The organism is Nostoc sp. WHI (assembly GCF_015714725.1).
Taxonomy (GTDB): domain Bacteria; phylum Cyanobacteriota; class Cyanobacteriia; order Cyanobacteriales; family Nostocaceae; genus Nostoc.
In genome coordinates this window covers 1-16,761 of sequence record NZ_WBKM01000366.1, presented here as the reverse complement: position 1 = coordinate 16,761, position 16,761 = coordinate 1, and the positions used below count along the sequence as shown (strand labels likewise).

Genomic DNA, 16,761 nt, shown 5'->3' with positions numbered 1-16,761 from the left:
CTTCCGCCTTGACGTTTCGGTGTTTCGCGCAGTCTGTAAGAGCTTCTGGTTTAACCCCAGTTTTGCACTTTAGTTAATCCGCATTCGTTAGTACCTTTTCATGAGTTCCAAAGTAGACATTGCTTAATTCTTCCAAAGAAACATCGGTCTGCAATTCTGGATTACAAAAGTAGGGATGAATGGGAAGGAGTTCAGCGCGATCGCGGGTTTCCGATGAAGATAGAATTTGCTCAAGCAAAGTCAAGTAATTTTCAGCAGTAGATTCCCAAGTGTACATCTTCAGCACCCGTTGCTGACCAGCTTTGGCAAAATACTCCCACTCATCAGCATCGCATAGCACCCGCTCTAAGCCCCGGACAATATCAGCAGGGTCTTCTGGATCAACGAGTACAGCATATTCCTGATTTCCTTGTCGCAAGCTCTCGCTAGGGCCACCGTTCTGGGTTGCTACCACTGGTAAACCTGCAACTGCCGCTTCTAAGGGAGCAAGTCCAAAGGGTTCGTAGAGTGCAGTCAGTGCAAATACCGAGCGGCGTTTAGCCATAAACCGATAGGTTGCAGCTAATGTTTCTTGTTCCTGATCCGGCAAGCCAAAGGCACTGATTTTGCCCCACAAGTCCTTTTCTTTTACTACCTCGCGGATGGGGGCTAAAACCGTATCTTCAATAAATTCATTGTCAGCTGGCTCATGCAACGGATTGTCCAAGCCACCTGTAAGCAGTACCAAATTAGCCCGTTCTTGAAGGGTTTGACTCATTGCAAAAGCTTCCACTAGCCCCAATAAGTTCTTTTTAGGAGCTAATCGACTGGCTGCGAGGATAGCAGGTAAATCCCGACGCGACTCTGCGATGTCCCGTGTCAATTGCTCCTGTACAAATTCTTCGGTAGCTTCCTCATTTTGCGATCGTACCTGGACACCGAAGATGGAAGAGTCTGCTCCCGGTGGAACCAAGGCAAAGCATTTGTCATTGTCTACATCTACTGCACCACCGTAGGCTGTATGAGAGTATTGTTCAAAGCGTTCTTGTCGCGTGCTGGTAATATTAACAGCCGAGCGATTCATGCTCAGGCGTTCGGCTACGATGCGATATTTAAAATGGAATTGCTCATCTATTTCTGACAAATTCTCTGGGGTAACTTCAAATTTGTCCATCTTTTGAGCGCCAAGAGAATGAGCAGTAAAGGTGAAAGGTATGCCTGTCTCCTCTTCAATTAGAGCGCCACACAGTCCCCCATCGCCGTAGTGAGCAGTCATCGCATCGGGTAAGCCACCTTCCTGTTGATAAAATTTTAGGATGTTGGGCACCCAATCAGTAACCAGATGAGGCCATAACAACTCTTTAGGAAGAAATTCTTTTGGCCCGGCTGGTAAGCGGATAATGCGGACATTATCGACGCCTGGATAAGTGTCAAAGGCTTGGGCAAACTCTGGCCACTCCGGATCAATGATTTGACGGGTGAGAATATCAACTTTATGACCCATTTGAGCGATCGCTATGGCGACTTGCTTAACATAGATCAACTGACCCCCAAAATCTGGGTGTTGCGTTATGTGACTATTGGCTGAATCAAAATTGCCTTGAGGGTTAAGAAATCCAATATGCATCGCCCACTTCCTTATACAGGTTAATTTCTACTAGAGATTTTTGCCTGAAGACAGCAGTATAACAGCTTAGTGAGCTTGTCAAATAACTCCCAAGACTGAAAAACGCAGGCAGCAAGGCTGTACATAAATGTCATCTAAAAGTAAGTCAATTAGCTTAAACCCAGCCAATTCACGCATTTTCCTAATGCTTAAGTTAATCGTTACTGCGGCGATCGCACATATACCGGATGGCATAAATAACATGGCGACTTTTAACAAACAAGGTGGTACGCCGCGAGTTGCGTTGCTTTTAAAAAATACAAAGTAAAATTATTTAATCTACTTGGTGATACTATAGCGGTTCTCGGTTGAGTTAGGTACAAAAACTCCACCCCCAACCCCTCTTGAAAAGCAAAGCTGTTTCATTCCCTCAAAAACTCAAAAAAGACTTGTGTTCTGAACGAATGAACTTGTGTTCTGAACGAATGAACTTGTGTTCTGAACGAAAGTACTTGTGTTCTGAACGAATGAACTTGTGTTCTGAACGAATGAACTTGTGTTCTGAACGAAAGTACTTGTGTTCTGAACGAAAGTACTTGTGTTCTGAACGAATGAACTTGTGTTCTGAACGAATGGACTTGTGTTCTGAACGAATGGACTTGTGTTCTGAACGAATGGACTTGTGTGTACACCGTAGGCTCTTCGAGAGGGGACTATCATGTACCTTATGTGATTAGGAAAGGCTACAAGTAAGTTGGCACAGTCAAACCAAGTTATGCGAAGAAAGATAAACTATACCCAAACCCTCTTTCCTCATGCCTGATAACTTAGGGGTTTCTCAAAATTCCACTTCTTCGCGCTGAATTCCCATAGTTTCAGTCTTATTTATACCTTTTGCTGCCCAACAGGTTGTGTCTATGTACTTAGCAAGTTGTTCAACAGTTGGTGTTTCAAACAAATTGCGTACAGGCAAATCTATTTGAAAAGTGTCCCGGATGCGGGAAGTTAGCTGAGTCGCCAGTAGAGAATGACCGCCCAATTCAAAGAAATTGTCGTGGACACCTACTTGCTCTATTCCCAAGACTTTAGCCCAAATTTGGGTAAGTAACTCTTCGACTTGCGATCGCGGTGCCACGTAATCTTGATTACTGAAAGTAATTGTATCAGATGCGGGTAAAGCACGGTGATCCACTTTGCCATTAGGTGTTAGAGGTAAAGATTCCAGTAACATATAGGCTCTTGGCACCATGTATTCTGGTAACTTTTCTTTGAGAAATTGACGAAGTAAGGATGCAAAGCTTTGCACGTTTTGCGTCGGCATCTCTTCCAGGTTGGGAACAATATAAGCCACCAAGTACTTATCATCAGGTACATCCTCAGCAGTAATAACCACTGTTTCTTTGACTGCTGAATGTTGAATCAACACCGCTTCAATCTCTGACAACTCAATGCGGAAGCCGCGAATCTTTACTTGATTATCAATGCGACCTAAAAATTCAATATTGCCATCTGGTAAATAGCGAGCTAAATCACCTGTTTTATAAAGACGTGTTTTTGGTTTATGACTAAAGGCATGAGAAATAAAATGTTTAGCATTTAATTCAGTACGATTGATATATTCTCGCGCCAGTCCCTCACCACCAATATATAATTCGCCAGTAACGCCAATAGCCACGGGTTGTAAATTGGTATCTAATATATAGATTTGTGTATTTGTAATGGGACGACCAATAGGAAAAGATGTAGTTGATTCTGGTAACTCTTGTACGCAGTAATAAGAGGAAAAGGTTGTATTTTCTGTAGGCCCGTAAACATGGATTAAATGCTTTGGCGTACCATCTCTAAGAATCTTTTTAATCCATCTTGTATTAACAGTCTCGCCACCAAATAGTAAATATTTTAAGCTAGCAAAAGCTTGCGGAACATCTCTAGCAATCTGTTGAAATAAGGCGGTAGTCAAAAACAGAACGTTGATACCTTCTTTTTGTAGTTCTAATGCAAACTCGTGAGGCGAAAGGGTTACATCTTTACTAATTCCCACAAGTTGAGCGCCGTTAAGTAGCGCTCCCCAAATCTCGAATGTAGCGGCATCAAAAGAAACGTTTGAGGCTTGGGCAATTTTATCGGATGGTTCTAAGTTTATATAGTTAGTATTGCACACTAACCGATTTACAGCTTTGTGAGGTACAGCAACTCCCTTGGGTTTTCCTGTAGAACCAGAGGTATAAATAACATAAGCTAAATTATCACTATTTAAATCACTTTTAGGATTGTCTTCTTGTTCTTGAGCAATAACTTCCCAGTCTTTATCTATAGAAACAATTGGATTTGAGAAACCTTCAAAATGCTTAAGTAAGTTTTCTTGTGTCAGCAATACTGAAACTTGTGCATCTTCAAGCATAAAATTTAGGCGCTCTTGAGGATAACTAGAGTCTAATGGAACATACGCTCCCCCAGCTTTCAGAATCCCCAACAATCCGATGATCATTTCTATAGACTGTGAAATACAAATGCCCACTAAAACTTCTGAACCTACTCCGATTTTTTGTAAGTGTTGTGCTAGTTTATTGCTGCGAGTATTCAACTCTTGATAAGTGAGTTGCTCGTTAGCAAAGTTTACTGCTATAAAATCAGGATACTGCTGTACCTTTTCTTCAAACAATTGATGAATACATTTATCTTGAGGATAATCTGCTTGGGTATTATTACATTCCACCAATACTTGATGTCGCTCCACTTCACTTAATAACGGTAAATTTGCAATTCCTTGTTCTGGATTTGCAATAATGCCTGACAACAGAGTTTTAAAATGTTCCAGTATCCGGCTAATGGTGACTTTATCAAACAAATCTGTGTTGTAAACCATTATGCCTCGCAGACCTTCAGAATACTCCCAGTTTCCACCCAGTAAGCTCCTAAAATCCTCAGAACACTTCCATAGATGCAGTTCCAAATCAAAACGCGTCTTTTTCAAATCAATATTCATAAAGCTAGGTACTAATCCAGGCAGTTCTAGCGATGACATTGGCGCATTCTGGAAACCAAACACCACTTGAAATAGCGGATGGTAGCTTAAGTTCCGCTCTGGATGCAGTTCTTCAACTAACTTTTCAAATGGTAAATCTTGGTGGCTGTATGCTCCTAATGTTACCTCCCGAACTCTGCCTAGTAGTTCCCGAAAAGTCGGGTTCCCAGATAAGTTACTGCGTAGTACTAAACTATTGACAAAAAAACCAATTATTCCTTCAATTTCACTGCGGTTACGGTTAGCAATTGGCGAACCTAGCGCGATATCTTCTTGGTGTGTGTAGCGGTAAAGTAACGTTTTAAATGCTGCCAGCAGCGTCATAAATAAGGTTACACCTTCTTGCTGTGACAGCTTTTCTAGTGCATCAATTAGCTTTTTTGGCAACTCCAGAAATTGTGTTGCTCCTTGATAGCTTTGTATAGCTGGTCTTGGTTTGTCAGTAGGGAGATGCAATATAGAAATACTGTTTAATTGCTCCCGCCAGTAAGCTAACTGGGTTTGGAGTACTTCACCTTGTAGCCACTCACGCTGCCAGTGAGCAAAATCGGCGTACTGAAGAGGCAGTTCTAATAGAGGCGAAGGCTGGTTTTGTGCAAAAGCTGCGTACAGCGTTCCCAGTTCCCGAATCAGTACCCCCATAGACCAATCATCACAGATAATGTGGTGCATATTCAGTAATAGAATATGTTCTGTCTCAGAAAGAACAAGTAGTATTATTCGCAGCAATGGCCCGGAGGATAAATCAAAGGGATGTTCTATCTCTGCGGTAACAATGCACTTTGCTTTAACCTCCCTTTCATCAGCTGGCGATCGCTGGAGGTTTAATACAGAAAGAGGTATTGTTAAGTTAGGTGCAATCGCCTGTAAGGGTTGCCCATCCGACACAATAAAAGTGGTGCGTAAGGTTTCGTGGCGACGCACAATTTCATTAAAAGTCTGTTCTAGTGCTGTTAACTTCAGCGAACCTATTAAGCGAATTACTGTCGGCACATTGTAAATAGCATTGCCAGGGATCAACTGGTCAAGAAACCATAATCGCTGTTGAGCAAAAGATGCTGGAAACACAAAGACTTCTTCAGAAGACATATTGCTCCTTATTTTAAATTTAGCGTTCCTAAATTGGCTGTTGCTGAATTTGAATATGAAAATCAAAAATCAAATATTCTCAACTCTTACTCTCTGCGCCTCTGCTCCTCTGCGTGATATAAATTCATATTTCCACTCAGCAACGCCATAAACCTTGTGCTTTCTCAATACAGCCTCTTAGCTGTACAGCGAGAACTTGAATATAAGGTTTTCTCAGCATAGTTAAATGATTGCCAGGAATATGATGAATTTCCGTTCCTCCCACAGCTAGCTGATCCCAACCCATACTCGGATCTTCCTTGGCAATGCTTGACTGAAGCTTTGTTCTAAAAAGATTAATTCCTTTAGGGTAGGCTTGCGGAACGTAGTTAAGAACTGCTTGGCTATTGGCATAGAAAACACGAAGCATAGGACGAATCGCTAACTCGCTTAAAAGTCTTAACTTGGATTCTTCAGGTATAACGTTGACTGTGGCATCCTCTTTTAGGATGAAGTTGGAGAATAGATTTATTTGGAGCCGCCCAATGTTAATTCGATTCTTAGCGATCGCAATAATTAGATAAAAATAATCAAGGAAAAATGGCCATATATATCGCGCCACTGTAGTTAGCATAAACTTGAAACCACTACTCAAAGAAGGTACATTCCCCGGAATTGGGGCTAAAGTGTCAAGCACAGCGAGTAGAGCCACTTCTTCCCCAGACCTTTGGAGTTGTTGAGCCATTTCAAAAGCAACCCAACCCCCAAAAGACCAACCTCCCAAAAAATAAGGCCCTTTGGGCTGCACTCTCCGCAATGCTTCAATGTAGTGTGTAGCCATATCCTCAATGCAAGTTAGTGGAGAACTTTTTCCATCAAGTCCAATAGGTTGTAGCCCATAAAATGGTTGATTTTTTCCCAAATGATGAGCTAATTCGTAATAAGGAAAGACAACACCAAAAACTGGATGGACACAGAAGAAAGGTGGATTTGAACCAGCAGGTTGAATCGGAACTAAGGGCGACCACGGCAGAGAATCTGTTTCTGAAGATAGAGAAGTTGCTAAACTTTCAATTGTTGGATTTAAAAATAAAATAGATAGCGGCAATTCGCGCTCAAACTGCTTGTGTATCTGCTTCAGGAGCCTTACAGTTAACAGCGAATCTCCGCCCAAGTCAAAGAAGTTATCATGAATACCCACACGCTCAACATTAAGGACTTCAGCCCAAATTTTTGCCAAGCTTAACTCGGTTGGAGTCCGAGGAGCGATAAATGCTTTATCTATTGAGCGGCTAGCCGGACTGTCGAGTTCTGTTAGCGCTAAACGATCTACCTTGCCACTAGCTGTTAGCGGTAGAGAATCCAGCACTACAAAAGCTTTTGGCATCATGTATTCTGGTAATTTTTCTTTTAAGAATTTACGCATTAGAGACGCGAAATTTGGCGTTTCTACATTGGGAACAATATAAGCCAGCAAGTGCTTATCACCAGATACGTTCTCTTTAGCAATTACTATTGCTTTTTGCACACTTTGATGCTGATTCAGCACTGTTTCAATTTCTGACAACTCAATGCGGAATCCTCGAATTTTTACTTGATTATCGATGCGTCCTAAAAATTCAATATTACCGTCTGACCGATACTGAGCTAAATCACCCGTCTTGTAAAGTCGCGCTCCATTTTTATCATTAAAAGGATTTGGAATAAACTTTTCAGTAGTTAATTCTGGACGGTTGAGATAACCTCGTGCCAATCCTTCACCACCAATGTATAATTCGCCAGCAACTCCAATTGGTAAAGGTTGTAAATACTTATCTAATATATAAATTTGAGTGTTAGCGATAGAGCGACCAATGGGTGGTTTTTCACTCAAAGATTTAATCTCTGCAATGGTTGACCAAACCGTTGCTTCAGTAGGCCCGTAAGCATTAAAAAACCGACGCTGAGAGTTCCACCAACGTTTTACAATATCATCGGTGCAGGATTCGCCTGCACAAATAATAGTTTGCAGTGCGGGTAGTGATTCTATAGGTAGGACTGCTAACACTGCTGGCGGAAGGGTAACATGAGTAATAGCGTTTTCGCGCAATAATTGCAGCAAAGGTTGTCCGGGTAGAAGCGATTCTTTATTTGCTAAATAAAGAGTTGCTCCTGTTTGCAATGCCATAACAATCTCAAAAATTGAGGCATCAAAACTTAATGATGCGAATTGCAGAATGCGGTTATTCGGTTGCAAGTTGAAAACCTCAATCTGAGCTTTTGCTAAGTTTGACAATCCTCGATGTTGGAGCAAAACGCCTTTAGGCTTTCCTGTTGAGCCAGAGGTGTAGATAACATAAGCTAGGTTGTCAGATGTTACGCGATTGGTTGGGTTTTCTTGGCTGTATTGTGTAATAGTTGCCCAATCTTCATCTATGCAAACTACAGACAAGAGATCCCCCCAACCCCCCTTAAAAAGGGGGGCTAAAGAGAAATGAGTGAGCAAGACTGATATTTTGGCATCTTCTAGCATGAAGCTAAGACGCTCTTGAGGTAGGCTCGGATCTAAAGGTAGGTATGCTCCACCTGCTTTGAAAATGCCTAATATTGCGATGATCATCTCTAGCGATGCCTCCGGCAAAGTCTTCTCTTCGAGACGCTGCGCGAACGACGATCGCTCTACACAAACGCCAACTAAAGATTCGGTTTTTATACCTATTTTTTTAAGATAATGTGCAAGTTGGTTGCTGTGTCTATTTAACTCTTTGTAGCTGAGTTTTTCATCGCCAAATACTAGCGCGATCGCATCGGGAGTTTCTTCAACTTGTGCTTCAAATAACTGATGAAAACACTTGTTCTCTGGATAGTCTATTTTAGTGTCATTCCAATCAATTAATAATTCTTGTCGTTCTTCTTCAGTCAGCAAAGACAAATCTGAAAGACGCTGTTCTGGATTGGCAACAATGCTTTCTAGCAGCCTTTGAAAATGTCCCAGCATCCGGGTAATTGTAGAGTCATCAAATAAATCGGTGCTATACACCATTTGTCCTTTCAAACTTTCCAAATCCTGCCATAGATGGAACTCTAAATCAAGCTTTGCAGTTTTGCTGTCGAACTCTAATAGCGAAAGCGTTAATCCAGGTAACTCTAGCGTTTCGATGGGAGTGTTTTGCAGGCTAAATACAACCTGAAAAAAAGGATGATAGCTTAAATCTCGCTCTGGGTGAAGTTCCTCCACCAGCTTTTCAAAGGGCAAGTCCTGATGACTGTATGCTCCTAAAGTTACCTCTCGCACTCGATTTAATAATTCTCGAAACGTCGGGTTTCCAGATATATCTGTACGTAACACCAAACTATTGACAAAAAAACCAATTAATCCTTCGAGTTCGCTACGGTTGCGATTAGCGATCGGTGAACCTATTGTAATATCCTCTTGCTGCGTGTAGCGATAGAGCAAAGTCTGAAACGCTGCCAGCGTTGTCATGAACAAGGTAACGCCTTCTTGGTAGCTAAGTGCTTCTAGCGCTTGAGTTAAGGAGTGTGATAACTCTAGAAATTGTTTTGCACCCCTGTAGGTAGGAACTGCTGATCTGAGTCGATCGCTGGGGAGATTCAGCACCGAAATTCCGTCTAATTGCTTTTGCCAATAAGCTAACTGGGTTTGTAAGGGCGAATAGCCGTTTGCCCCCACTCCTTGCAGCCACTCCCGTTGCCATTGGGCGAAATCTGCATATTGAATAGGTAGTTCTGGCAGGAGCGTAGAAATCAGATATTGCTTATCCTCTACAAAGGCTTTGTATAATACTCCCAGTTCTCTAACTAGCACTCCAATTGACCAGCCATCGGCAACTATGTGATGTAAATTTAGCAACAGCACATATTCTGATTCGTCTAGTTGCAGTAGCTTTACTCGCAGTAATGGCCCGGTGGTGAGATTGAAAGGACGTTGAGCTTCTGCGGTTGCAATTTGCAGCACTTGTGTCTCACGTTCTTGGCTCTCGAAATTGCGTATATCTATTAGGGGAAGAGGTATGATTAAGCTGGGTGAGTTAGCGCAGCTTTCCGCAGCGATCGCCTGCATTAGTTGCTGCTCTACCATAACAAACCTAGTGCGTAAGGTTTCGTGGCGACGAACAATTTCGTTGAATGTCTGCTTTAAGGCGGTAAAGTTGAGGGAACCTTTCAGGCGAAGTGCTGTTGAAACGTTGTAAAATGGATTGCCCGGTGCTAACTGATCGAGAAACCACAATCGCTGCTGGGCGAAAGAAGTGGGAAAAACGAAAACCTCTGCTTCTTCAGAAAAATTAAGTTCTTCATCATCTGTGAGACTACTGAGAATATACTGGCTCATAAGGAATGACAAATAGTTGTAGTGGAATTTGCAGAAATTTTTTCTCAGCCCATCTTGTCAGCAACGCCAAATTTTTAAAGTGGAATCCAATCCAATCTATCAATCCACTCTTCTGCCTCAGTTGCTTCCCAAATCAAATAAATTGTTTGTGTCCAAATACTAAGGTTCCCACTGGAACGCAACCAAAGTAGTCCCCAAATATGTCCTCCATCCCTCCAGTGTTCTTCTAGATGTTCTGGCATACTTTTGCGGTTGTCTGTAACCAATATTCGTTGCGATAATTCCAGGTAGCGCAGGATATCTGGGTCAAGCGTACCTAATGGCGGTGCTTCGGCATCGCCTACGCGCAGAATATCTATTGCTGGATTAAAGTGTAAAACAGCTATCTTTAGCTTGGGTGACAAATTTTCATCAAGGAGAAAACGTACCTTCATTGAGAGTTTAGCAACTCCTGCTCACGTTGTGCCTTTAATGTTCTTAAACGTTGCATCAAAGGTGAAGGATTTGCTGATGATTCTTGATAGCGCTGTTCTCGCCATTTTGCTAGCCGCAATATATAAGCATCTATTTCAACACGATTATGCAGGTAGTAGGCAAGGGTCGCGTAAATTTTCTCCAAATTCAAGGAAGGTAATTCTTCTAGAATTTGCTCTGCTGAATATCCTTGCAGGTAATATTGAATTACATTATCAATACCAATGCGATGGCCTTTAATACGGATGTCATCTGGGTCTAAAAACTCGAAATAATCTTCTAGTTGCATTCATCTACCTCTGTGGGGTCTTTTAGCATTATCCTAATTGCTCTTGACTATTGCTGCATTTTTTCCAATTCTTCAAGCGTCAGGGACAGCGATCGCCTCATGAATTCCCCAGCGATCGCTAAACCTATTACTCCAAAACTTTCTATGTTCTACTCAAACAATGAGGGATAAGAGCAATGGGGAAAAGTTAGAACTCCTTTCATCCACCTCAGAACTGGATTCATCCTGCACTTCCCACTCTCTCACATCCTTATTCCCCTGCTGCCCTAACACCCGTATGATCAAAATATCAGGAAAACATAACAGCCAGATTTTTACCGTAAAACATGGGCAGTATTTGGGAAATCGATTTTTACTCTCGTCCGATTTTGGACGATAATCAGAAAAAAATTTGGGAAGTCTTAGTCTGCGAAAGTCCCTTAGATATCAGCACGAAAGCAGATTCTTTGTTTCGCTATGCTCAATATTGCCCCAGTAACCAAGTAAATTCGGGCTGGTTGCGGACAGCATTGCAGGAGGCTATTAACGAAGCTGGAAAAGCACCAATTAAAATCCGCTTTTTCCGTCGCCAAATGAACAACATGATTACTAAAGCTTGCCAAGACTTGGGCATTCCCGCCCAGCCTAGCCGCCGCACTTTGGTTCTTAACCAATGGTTAGAAAAGCGGATGGAGGAAGTGTATTCTCAAGAACCAGGGTATCAAGGGGTGACTAATCCCTCAGTTCGCTTGGAGAAACCTTTGCCGCAACGTTTACCAGATGCTTTGGAAGGACAGCAGTGGGTATTTGTTACCTTAGATGCTGCGGATTTGGCTCAAATGTCAGAGTGGGAAATTGGCTTTGGTGAAGCTTTCCCCTTAGAGTTGGTGCAAGTTTCACCCGAAGCCCGGATTCCTGGTGTTTTGATTTTCTCACCGAGAGCGTTGCCTTTGGCAGGCTGGATGTCTGGTTTGGAGTTGGCTTTCTTAAGATTTGACGCTAAAGAAGAGGCGAGATTGATTTTAGAAACTGGTGTTACTGAAAGCTGGATTGTGGCAAATATCAAAAAACCTCAAATCTTAGCAGAAGCCAAAGGTTTTGAAGAAGCCAAGCAAAAAGCCAACGGAGTGCATTTTATCGGTGTACAGTCTGATCCCCAAGCACAATCTTTTGCTGGTTTTTGGCTGTTGCAAGAGGTTGATCTCTGAAGATGGGGCATGGGGCATTGGGCATTGAGCATGGGGCATGGGGCATTGGGCATTGGGCATTGGGCATTGAGCATGGGGCATTGGGCATTGGGCATGGGAAACTGACCAATGACTAATGACCAATGACCAATGACTAATGACTAGATCCGTTGAGACATGACAATGATTTGGGATAATTAACTGCGTCCATCAGCGTTGATCTGCGGTTTCAAATCGCAACTGCAAAGACATGCTGATAATTTTTGGATAGTTATCTGCGTCCATCATCGGCAAGTCTGAACGCTAGCGATCAGGCTTTCAAGAGACAGCGTTGATATGCGGTTCAAAATCCACAATTCACTAAGGGTCATGGGTTCTGAAAATTTATCACAAGATACACTAGCAGAACAACTGCTGGAACTAGCTATAAAATCTGGAGCAGAAGCGGCTGAGGTGTATGAGTCGCGATCGCTTTCTCGTCCAGTGTTTTTTGAGGCAAACCGACTCAAGCAGCTAGAAACCAGCCAATCTGAAGGCACAGCACTACGGCTTTGGCGAAACGGGCAACCAGGACTCACGGTAGCTTACGGTTCTGTCCCAGCCCAAGTGATGGTGGAAAAAGCTCTAGCCCTGAGTCAACTTAATCAGCCAGAAATAGTAGAATTAGGCTCTAACTTTCGGCCATCCTACCCAGACTTGGGGGAAAGTGTGCCGATAGAGGTTTTGGTAGAGTGGGGCAAAGAAGCGATCGCGCTGATCCGCGATGTCTATCCAGATGTTGTCTGCACTAGTGACTGGGAATGTGATGTTGAAACTACCAGACTAGTCAACACCAAAGGGTTAGATTGTTACTACACCGACACTACTCTCAGCTGCTACATATCAGCAGAATGGGTGCGCGGCGATGATTTTTTGAGTGTTTCCGATGGTCAAACCAAACGAGGCCAACTCCACCCGGAGAAATTAGCTAACCAAATTTTACAGAGGTTGATTTGGGCAAAAGAAAATGTCTCATCTCCTACTGGGCGCGTTCCAATTTTGTTCACTTCTAAAGCTGCCGATATGCTTTGGAGTACTGTGCAAGCAGCTTTGAATGGCAAGCAAGTCTTAGAAGTAGCTTCCCCTTGGACAGAACGCCTGGGTTCCTCAGTCATGGCATCCAGCATTACCCTCTATCAAGATCCCGAAGCCGGCCCTTACAGTTGCGCCTTTGATGATGAAGGCACTCCTACTCAATCTTTAGTATTTATCCAAAATGGGATTTTACAGCATTTCTATAGCGATCGCACTACCGGCCGCCAACTAGGTACTAATACCACCGGAAATGGTTTTCGCCCTGGTTTGGGCAGCTATCCCACCCCGGGTTTATTTAATTTTCTGATCCAGCCAGGTTCGGCATCGCTACTAGACTTAATTCAACAACTGGATGATGGCTTGATTGTAGATCAAATGCTGGGTGGTGGCGGTAGTATTTCTGGAGATTTTTCGATCAACGTTGATTTAGGCTACCGCGTCCAAAATGGTCACGTAATTGGGCGCGTTAAGGATACGATGGTTGCAGGTAATGTTTACACAGCCCTCAAACAATTGGTTACACTGGGCGGAGATGCTGATTGGAATGGTTCTTGTTATACTCCGTCTTTGATAGTAGAAGGACTATCTACCACCGGGAGAAATAATTAAATAATTCGTAATGACGCTCATTCCGACGCTCGTTCGCCCTTGGCGTATCCCCTTGGGAGAAGACTCGCTACCGCTACGCTAACGTAATTCGTAATTGAAGAAAGTGCTTGTGTAGTAGCGAATTATATTTGCCAATGACTTTTAAAACATCCTCCGAGATTCCGGCAACAGCAATCCAAAATCGTTCGCGTAGCGTTCCGCAGGAAAGTCCAAAATCTAAAATCTAAAATCTAAAATTGGTATGAATCAGCGCTTTCGTACCTGGTGGCAGCCTAGAAAAGGTTTAGCGATCGCCGAAGCTTGTATCATCGGTCTGGTTGCTGCTTTATCTGCGGTGGTTTTGAAGGTGGGATCGGGATGGCTGGGGACATGGCGAGTTCATAGTGCCGATCTTTTGCCTGCATGGCTGGCACTACCAGCAATTGGTCTTAGCTTGGGGTTTGTAGCTGGATGCTTGGTGCAAAGGTTGGCACCAGAGGCTTCTGGTAGCGGTATTCCCCAAGTAAAAGCCTCTCTTGCCAATGTGCCGATAACATTATCTTGGCGCGTGGCAGGTGTGAAGTTACTCAGTGCGATCGTCGTCATCGGTTCAGGCATGACTCTAGGACGACAAGGCCCTACCGTCCACGTGGGGGCAGGTTTAGCAGCAGGGATGAGTCGCTTGGTTCCCACTTCTCCAGATCATCGGCGGCAAATGATTGCAGCCGGTGCGGGTGCGGGTTTGGCAGCTGCTTTCAATGCCCCGATCGCAGGTGTATTATTTATCGTGGAGGAGTTACTCCAGGATTTATCAGGATTGACTCTGGGAACTGCGATTATCGCCTCCTTTATTGGTGGGGTGATATCCCGGCTTTTAGGTGGCGGCAGTTTGGATCTTAACCTGGAATTGACACAATCCTCTAGCCAATTTTCTATCCCAGAAATTCCCTTTTTCTTACTATTGGGAATCTTGGCAGGGTTGCTAGGTGCATTATTTAATCGCGGGTTGATATTTAGTATTAAGTTTTATCGGAAATTACATATTAGCTTACCTCTGCGGGTAGCTTTGGCTGGATTTATCTCTGGTGTTGTAGTAGCAATGCTCCCCGCATCCTTTCGTGATAATACGGGATTACGGGAGTATGTAATTACTGGAGAAGCCCATATTTCCGTAGCAGCGATCGCCTTTGCAGCCCAGTTTATCTTAACATTGGTTGCATTTGGCTCAGGAGCGCCGGGAGGATTATTCGCTCCCAGTCTGATTTTGGGTTCTTGTTTAGGACACATCATCGGTGTGTGCGAGTTATACATCACGGGAGTGGGTTCTCCTACTACTTACGCGCTAGCGGGTATGGGGGGATTTTTTAGCGCCGTTTCCAAAGTGCCAATCACAGCAATTGTGATTGTGTTCGAGATGACTACAGATTTCAATCTGGTGCTACCTTTAATGATTGTTTCTGTAGCGGCTTACCTGGTTGCGGATAAGGTAGTGCCTGGTTCGCTTTATGAGAAGCTTCTGGAGTTAAACGGCATCATTCTTGGCAAAGAAGTTCCTATTGAGGAGGGATTAGCAAAGTTAACCGCAAAAGATGTCATGCAAGAACGGGTAGAAACGCTGGATGCAGAGATCAGCTTGGAAGAAGCAATGCAAGCCTTTGCCCGTTCCCATCATCGCGGTTTCCCCGTGGTAGAAGATAACAGGTTAGTAGGGATTGTAACGCAATCAGATTTGCTAAAAATACGCGATCGCAATTTAGCCAATGATATTTTCTTAAAAGAAATTATGACACCTGTCCCGATGACAGTAACACCGATCCACACCCTAAGTAATGTCCTGTATTTACTTGATCGTTATCAAGTCAGTCGCTTACCAGTGGTAGACGGACGGAAACTGATCGGAATTATTACTCGTGCAGATATTATTCGGGCGGAAGCAGATCATCTCAATTGTGACAATGGAACTCTTAAGCTGCGACCAGAACCTTCTTATGTAGTTTACCAAACGCGATCGCCTAGTATTGGCAATGGTAAATTATTAGTGCCGGTGGCCAATCCAGAAACAGCAGGTATTTTATTACAAATGGCAGCAGCTATTGCCCGCGATCGCCACTATGAAATAGAGTGTGTGCAAGTAATGCTGGTGTCACGCCACAGTTCCCCATCGGAAACAGAAGTAAGCACAGCAAAAAGTCGCCGCTTGCTACGACAGGCAGAAGTCTTAGCAAAAAAGTGGCGAATTTCCTTGCATACGCAGATTCGAGTTACTCACGATGTCGCGCAGGCAATTTTGGAGACAATCAACGAACAACACATTGACTTAATTTTGATGGGATGGAAAGGTAGCACATCTACCCCTGGTCGGATTTTTGGCAACGTTGTAGATACCGTAATTCGCCAAGCCCCCTGCGAAGTCGTGCTAGTAAAATTAGGCACTACTGTGCACTCCTTTAACCGTTGGCTAGTCCCAATGGCTGGTGGCCCCAATTCCCCCCTGGCAATTAAATTACTCCCAGCTTTAATAACATTAGGAAATAATCCACAAATTCGCCTAACACAGGTATTTAATCCATCTGAATTAAAGCCAGACATGACAATTTCAGAACAAGCCATCCGTCAGTTGATGCGGCGTCGCAAATTGTCCAGTACTGTAATTGCTCTCCCAGTCCAAGCTGATTCAGTTGCAGAAGGTGTGATTAACCTAGTGAAAACCGAAGGTTACGATGTTGTAGTTTTGGGAGCTTCGCGCGAGGGATTGTTACAGCACGCGATTCAAGGTAATATTCCAGAAGCGATCGCATCTGGTGTAGAAAGTACAGTGATTTTGGTCAGGGGTGCCATTAATAATTAAAAATTCTGGCGTTGCTGAATTAAGGGATTAAATGTTATGTATTGAAATCTAAAACTCCTTACTCCTTATCCTATCTGCGTCTCTGCGCCTCTGCGTGAGAAAAATCATCCCGCAGCTATGCAACGCCAAAATTCTCAATTCATCCTAAATTCTGACCAAGAGGCAGGGGAGCAGTTCTTGCAGGCGTTGCACTGAGCTTATCGAAGTGGAGACGGGGGGAAAGATACGCTCATTTCCCCTGCACTCATGGTTTCAGAGCCAATAAATTTATTTATGCCCAAAAGCAAAAATATTTATTTTGAGATGCGTAGCAC

9 protein-coding genes are annotated in these 16,761 nt (G+C 43.4%); 3 read left to right on the top strand and 6 right to left on the bottom strand.

Translation table 11 applies throughout. The annotated features are described in order from the left end of the window. Nucleotides 1-73 precede the first annotated feature (73 nt). The 6 genes from F8S12_RS37900 to F8S12_RS37875 all read right to left on the bottom strand — a co-directional run bounded on the left by F8S12_RS37900 (nt 74) and on the right by F8S12_RS37875 (nt 10,771). Nucleotides 74-1,606, bottom strand: a complete 1,533-nt coding sequence (locus tag F8S12_RS37900) for a glycosyltransferase (protein WP_196521478.1) — start codon at nt 1,604-1,606, stop codon at nt 74-76. Nucleotides 1,607-1,684: 78 nt separating this feature from the next. Further along, nucleotides 1,685-1,840, bottom strand: coding sequence for a hypothetical protein (locus tag F8S12_RS37895; protein WP_196521477.1), 156 nt, complete (start codon nt 1,838-1,840; stop codon nt 1,685-1,687). Between the two features lie 583 nt (nt 1,841-2,423). Continuing rightward, nucleotides 2,424-5,699 (bottom strand): non-ribosomal peptide synthetase, encoded by a 3,276-nt coding sequence (locus F8S12_RS37890; RefSeq protein ID WP_196521476.1) that lies wholly within the window; start codon nt 5,697-5,699, stop codon nt 2,424-2,426. Nucleotides 5,700-5,835: 136 nt separating this feature from the next. Then, on the bottom strand, nt 5,836-10,008 hold the full coding sequence (locus tag F8S12_RS37885; RefSeq protein ID WP_196521475.1) for a non-ribosomal peptide synthetase: 4,173 nt from the start codon (nt 10,006-10,008) through the stop codon (nt 5,836-5,838). 74 nt (nt 10,009-10,082) lie between these two features. Beyond that, entirely contained in the window at nt 10,083-10,442 is a 360-nt protein-coding gene (locus F8S12_RS37880) for a DUF5615 family PIN-like protein (protein WP_196521474.1), read from the bottom strand. Continuing rightward, nucleotides 10,439-10,771 carry a DUF433 domain-containing protein gene (locus F8S12_RS37875; RefSeq protein WP_196521473.1) on the bottom strand — a complete coding sequence of 111 codons (333 nt, stop codon included), beginning with the start codon at nt 10,769-10,771 and terminating at the stop codon, nt 10,439-10,441. Before F8S12_RS37875 ends, F8S12_RS37880 begins: the two co-directional genes overlap by 4 nt. Nucleotides 10,772-11,097: 326 nt before the next feature. Between F8S12_RS37875 and F8S12_RS37870 the strand changes: the two genes are divergently transcribed. The 3 genes from F8S12_RS37870 (at nt 11,098) to F8S12_RS37860 (ending at nt 16,447) form a co-directional block, all read left to right on the top strand. Next, on the top strand, nt 11,098-11,958 hold the full coding sequence (locus F8S12_RS37870; protein WP_196521472.1) for a Tab2/Atab2 family RNA-binding protein: 861 nt from the start codon (nt 11,098-11,100) through the stop codon (nt 11,956-11,958). Nucleotides 11,959-12,306: 348 nt separating this feature from the next. Further along, nucleotides 12,307-13,620: a TldD/PmbA family protein gene (locus tag F8S12_RS37865; RefSeq protein WP_196521471.1), complete on the top strand. Its 1,314-nt coding sequence runs from the start codon at nt 12,307-12,309 to the stop codon at nt 13,618-13,620. A gap of 241 nt (nt 13,621-13,861) precedes the next feature. Then, complete coding sequence (locus tag F8S12_RS37860) at nt 13,862-16,447, top strand: chloride channel protein (RefSeq protein WP_196521470.1); 2,586 nt, start codon at nt 13,862-13,864, stop codon at nt 16,445-16,447. The last annotated feature ends 314 nt before the right edge of the window (nt 16,448-16,761 follow it).